This window comes from Streptomyces sp. URMC 123 (genome assembly GCF_051386515.1).
GTDB lineage: Bacteria > Actinomycetota > Actinomycetes > Streptomycetales > Streptomycetaceae > Streptomyces.
In genome coordinates this window covers 1-5,088 of record NZ_JBPQTV010000405.1, presented here as the reverse complement: position 1 = coordinate 5,088, position 5,088 = coordinate 1, and the positions used below count along the sequence as shown (strand labels likewise).

The window sequence follows — 5,088 nt, the reverse complement described above, 5'->3', positions numbered from 1 at the left end:
TGGTGTTTGCGCGCCCGGTTGCTGGGTGGTGTCGGTGCCGCACCGGGGTACCTCCTCGGCGGCGCACGTGCACGTGGCTTCTTCGGCTTTCCCGCCGTCTCGTGCGCCGCGCTGCGGGGGCACCCCGCTACGTCCCCTCCGGTTGCGGGGGCGCACAAAGCGGGTGGGGGGTTCTACGCGCTCTGCGTGCCTGGCTGGCCCGTGATCCGCGATCTCCTGTTTTCGCAGACAGCCCCGGCTTCGCCGGAGAAAAGAAAACCGGCGGGAAGCCGAGGGACGGCCGCAACCGGCGATGGTTGTCCACCCCCCACCGCGGGCGCGCCGCTGACGAGAGCCGAGGGGACGTGGCGGGGTGCCCCCGCAGCGCGGCGCACATCTCCTCAGGGAGAGCCGAAGAACAAAGGTGCACGTGCGCCGCCGAGGAGGTACCCCGGCGCGGCACCGACCCACCCACGGACAGAGCGCACGACCGCAATCAACCACCCCCGCGCCGAAGGCGCGGGAAAAGGCTTGTGACGGTCACGTCACAGGCAACGTGACCGTGGTCGTCGCGCAAGCCCGCCGGGAGGGCACCCCGTACCCCGGTGCGGCACCGACCCACCCACGAACAGAGCGCACGACCGCAACCCCCAACCCCGCCCCGAAGGGGCGGGAAAGACCCCGGCCAAGGGCCGGGAAACGCAGCGACCGTCACGTCGCGGACAACGCGACGTCAACCGACCTTCGCATACGCACGCGCATCCGCGCCCCCACCGAAGAACTCCCGCCTGAGCTCCTTGCCGCTCAACGAGAACGTCGACCCCCCACCCGCATCACACTTCCCCGCCGGCCGGGAAACGGTCACCACCGTCGGCCCGACCGTCATCGCGTTGCCGCTCGACGAGAAGAACTCCGCCGTCGCCTCGCAGTGCTTGCCCTTGCCGTCGTCGGCGACCAGCGTCATGACGACGCCGCCCGGCGCGCCCTGCTTGATGGTCACCTTCTGCGTGAAGCCGCTGTCGAGCTTCCGCTGCCACGTGCCGAGCAGCGCACTCGGCACCTGCGTCGTCGCCGCGGCCTTCCGCACGATCACGCTGCGGCCGTCCTTCGGCGTCCAGGTGATCGACCCGTCGGGGTTCAGCCGCAGAACCGTCTCGCCGGGGTCCTTGCACTTGCCCGCGGGCGTGCTCTTGGACCAGGTGGCATGGAACGTCACCGTCGCCGCGTCGGCGGACAGCAGCTTGCCCGTGCCCTGACACAGATACGTGTCGCCCACGCTCATGTGGGCCGCGACCGTGTCCCCGACCTTGCCCTTCGACAGCACGACGCGCCGCTGCGTGCTCACCCACGTGCCGACGAACGCGGGCGGCACCGTGCCCGCCTCCGCGTCCGCCGCCGCGCCCCCGCCCTGCTCCTCGGCCGCGCCGCCCCCGGGTGCCCCGGACGCCCCCGGGCTCGCGCCCTGCGCCGCGGGCGTGCCGCCCTTGTCGTCGCCGTCGCGCAGTACGGACCACGCCACCCCCGCGCCCAGCAGCAGCGTGCCCGCGACGGCCGCCGCGACCACCGCCGGTGCGAAGGCGCGCCTACGGGGCCGCTGCTGCGTCGTGCTCTCCCCGCCGCCGTACGGGGCCGGCGCCCCCGCCGGCGTCGGCGTCGGCGCCGGAACGGCCCCGGGCCCCTGCGCAACCCCGGGCGGAGCCACCGGCACGGGCGTGCCCCCGTACGGACCCAGCCCCAGCGTCGCGGAGCCTCCCGTTCCGGCGGCGCCGCCCACCGGCCCGTACGCCCCCGTCGGCGGCGGCCCGAAGCCCCCTGGGGCGGGCGCCGCCTCCGCCTCCGACTCGACCTCCAGGAGCTCGACCGCGTGGCGCCCGAGCCGGTCCAGGAGCCCGGCCGGCAGCCACGGCGCGTCCGGCTCCGGGTACGCCGCCTCCAGCTCCGCCGTACGCGCCAGTACGTCGGCCACGGACGGCCGCTCCTCGGGCGCCTTGGCCAGGCAGGAGGCCACCAGCTCGCGCAGCGCGCCGGCCAGCCGGCCCAGCTCCGGCTCCTCGTGCGCGATGCGGAACATCATCGTGTGCGCGCCGCTGTCGCCGTCGGGCCCGTTGAACGGCAGCCGGCCCGTCGCCGCGTACACCAGCACCGCGCCCATCGCGAAGATGTCGCTCGCCGGCGTCAGCCGGTTGCCCCGCACCTGCTCGGGGGACATGAAACTCGGGCTGCCGATGATCACGCCGGACTGCGTGATGCCGCTGCCGGTCGCCGTGTCCAGCGCGCGGGCGATCCCGAAGTCGATCACCCGCGGCCCGTCCAGGGCCAGCAGCACGTTCGCGGGCTTCAGGTCGCGGTGGATGATCCCCGCGCCGTGAATGGCCTCCAGCGCCCGCGCCAGGCGGTTGGCCAGAATGCAGACGGAACGTTCCGGCAGCGGGCCGTGGTCCTGGCCCACCACGATCTCCAGCGACGGCCCGGCGACATAACCGGTCGCCACCCAGGGCGCGGCCGCCTCCGTGTCCGCGTCCAGCACGGGCGCGGTCCACTCACCGCCGACCCGGCGCGCGGCGGCGACCTCCTGACGGAAGCGGTCGCGAAACTCGTCCCGCTCGGCCAGTTCCGGCCGTACGAGCTTGACCGCGACGGTACGGCCGCGTTCCGAGCGCGCCAGGTAGACGCGGCCCATGCCGCCGGCGCCGAGCCTGCCCAGCAGGCGGTACGCGCCGATCCGTCGCGGGTCCTCGGCCGTGAGCCTCTCCATGCCGCCGATCGCTCCCTCTCCCGTTGGCTTCGGGAGAGCATAGGCGGCCGTGAGGGGCCGCCGGTCAGCCGCCCGAGGTCACGTAGCGGACGAAGTCCGCCCACGCGTCGGGCGTGAACCGCAGTACGGGGCCGTTTCTGTCCTTCGAGTCCCGTATGTGCACGGCGTGGGTGGCGGTCGCCACCTCTACGCATGCGTCGCCGTCCCCACTGCTGTAGCTCGATTTGAACCATGTCAGCGCGTCGGTGTTCATAGCTCTCCTAGGAGTCGCTCCATGAGGCTCGTGGAGTCGTCGGGAGTGAGCGCCTGGGTGCGCAGGATTCCATAGCGCTGGTTCAGCAGGCTGACCTCTCGGGGGTCGGAGAACAGCAAGCTGCCGCGCTGACCGGAGATGTAGGCGAGTCGCTGCTGGTCGTCAGTCTCCAGCAGGTACATGGGGCCTGCCAGCCCTACGTGCGCCTCCCTTTTCGTGGGCATGACCTGAAGTTCGAGGTTGCGCATGGACGCACACGCGAGGAGCCGCTCGATCTGACCCTTCATGACCGCTGGGCCGCCGATCCAGCGCTGGAGAATCACTTCCTCGATAATGACGCTGAGTACGGCCGGGGGCTTGCGAGTCAGCAGGCCTTGTCGCTCCATGCGAGCCGCCACTCGCTCCTCGATCTCGTCATCGTCCAGAGGTGGGCAGGTGCTGCGGAAGACCGCCCTGGCGTAGTCCTCGGTCTGTACGAGCCCAGGTACGACATGGTTCTCGTACATGTAGAGCGTTACTGCCTGCGCTTCGTAGAGGGCATACTCCTGGAACCAGTTGGGAAACTTCTCACGGACGATGTGGTCCGCCCCGACCTTGAGCAGGCCGCCCGCCTCCAGGACGTGGTCCGCCGCGTCGATCAGAGCCCTCGGCGGCACCCGCCGCCCGCATTCGACCGACTTGATCATCTCGACGGAGTAGCCCACCGCTTCCGCGAGTTGCTCGCGGCTCATCCCGGCCCGCGTTCTCAACAGCCGCAACTGGCTCCCGAAGTACCGCAGTGTCGCTGAGGCGGGGTCGCTGTTGGCCACTTGACAAGTACCTCCGGTACGCAACTGTACGTACACAACTCATTACTGAGCAGGCTAGACCGGGGCCGCGAACCTCGTGGCCATGAACCAAGAAACTCCCCCGTACCGGCCGGGTTGGGTGCCCGCCGACGGTCATACCCTCCACCGCACGGGTGTTCACTTCGACGCCGTACGTATTCACGGCGTACGCGGCGAAGAGGCCGTCGCCGCGTTGCTGGAGGAGACCGGCGGGGCCGCCGGCCCGGTCGTCTGCGAAGCGATCGGCTTCCGGTGGATGTACTTCCTGCTGCCTCCCGGCGGCGCGGCCACCCGCCGCTGGCCGCACGGCGTGCACCGGTTCGGCGGCGCCCGCTCGGCCGCGTACGTCGGCATCCCCGCGCTGACCGGGAACACCTGGCCGCTGCGGTGGTACTCGAAACCGACGGAACGGACGCCGTTCGTCGAGCCGTGGGCGCTGTTCGCGGCGCTCGTACGGGAGCGGCCGGACCGCAGCGCGGAGGTGAAACCCGAACCGGCGGAACCGGCGGAAGCGACGGACGTTCCGGACGCCGCCGCGGAGCGGCCCCGCGTTCAGCTCACCCTGGAGTAGGTCAGCGTCTTGCTGCTGTCCGAGAACACCCTGGTCAGCCGGCCGTCACCGGTCGGCTGCAGCGTGGTCGTCGGGCCGGGACGGCACGTGCCGGCGGCCCCTTCCGTCACCGTGGAGGGGCCCAGCACGACGGGCGGGCCGACGGAGGACAGCGGCGCGCTGAACTCGCAGCGGTACGACGTGCCCTCGGCGACCATCGTGAACACCGTCTCGCCGACCGCGCCCTGGCGCAGGGTGAACCGGCGGATGTCCGTGCCGCCCGCGCCGAAGCGGACCTCCCACGTGCCGAGGTACTCGGCGGGAATGCCGGTGGGGCTCGCGGCGCCGGAGTCGGAGGGGCCGGGAGAACCCGGAGAAGACGCCGACGTACCGGGCGTCTGCCGGCCGTCCGTGCCGGCGGGGCGGCCGTCCGTACGGGTGCCCGCGCGCGGGTCGTCGTCACCGCCGCCGGACTGGAGCACGGCGAAGGTCACCGCGCCGCCCGCGACGGCCATCACGAGGGCGCCCGCGGCGAGCAGGGGCCCGGTCCGCCGGCGGGGCGGGGCCGGCGGGTGCGGGGCGAGGACGTAGCCGGGGGTCGTGGTGTACGCGCCGGGCGGCGCGGCGTGCGGATAGCCGTAGGCGTGGCCATGGCCCGGGCCGCCGCCGGGCGGCTGGGTGGGCGGCTGCGCGGCCGGGTACGCCATCGGCTGCGGGCCCGGCG

Annotated in this window: 4 protein-coding genes and 1 pseudogene; 1 reads left to right on the top strand and 4 read right to left on the bottom strand. The window is 72.6% G+C overall.

Features of this window, described 5'->3' with window-relative positions; genetic code table 11:
- Positions 1-712: 712 nt before the first annotated feature.
- From ACSNOD_RS28230 to ACSNOD_RS28220, 3 genes are all read right to left on the bottom strand, one after another.
- The gene (locus ACSNOD_RS28230; protein ID WP_436769903.1) at positions 713-2,734 is read right to left on the bottom strand and encodes a serine/threonine-protein kinase; all 2,022 of its coding nucleotides are present in this window, start codon (positions 2,732-2,734) and stop codon (positions 713-715) included.
- A 64-nt stretch (positions 2,735-2,798) separates the two neighbouring features.
- Positions 2,799-2,987 carry a DUF397 domain-containing protein gene (locus ACSNOD_RS28225; protein WP_436769902.1) on the bottom strand — a complete coding sequence of 63 codons (189 nt, stop codon included), beginning with the start codon at positions 2,985-2,987 and terminating at the stop codon, positions 2,799-2,801.
- Entirely contained in the window at positions 2,984-3,796 is an 813-nt protein-coding gene (locus tag ACSNOD_RS28220; RefSeq protein ID WP_436769901.1) for a helix-turn-helix domain-containing protein, read from the bottom strand. Before ACSNOD_RS28220 ends, ACSNOD_RS28225 begins: the two co-directional genes overlap by 4 nt.
- Positions 3,797-3,878: 82 nt before the next feature.
- On the opposite strand from ACSNOD_RS28220, the gene ACSNOD_RS28215 reads away from it, so the two are divergent.
- Entirely contained in the window at positions 3,879-4,385 is a 507-nt protein-coding gene (locus ACSNOD_RS28215) for a hypothetical protein (RefSeq protein ID WP_436769900.1), read from the top strand.
- Here ACSNOD_RS28215 and ACSNOD_RS28210 read toward each other — a convergent pair.
- Positions 4,367-5,088, bottom strand: a pseudogene (locus ACSNOD_RS28210) (serine/threonine protein kinase); the annotation flags it as partial. The gene ACSNOD_RS28215 and the pseudogene ACSNOD_RS28210 overlap by 19 nt on opposite strands.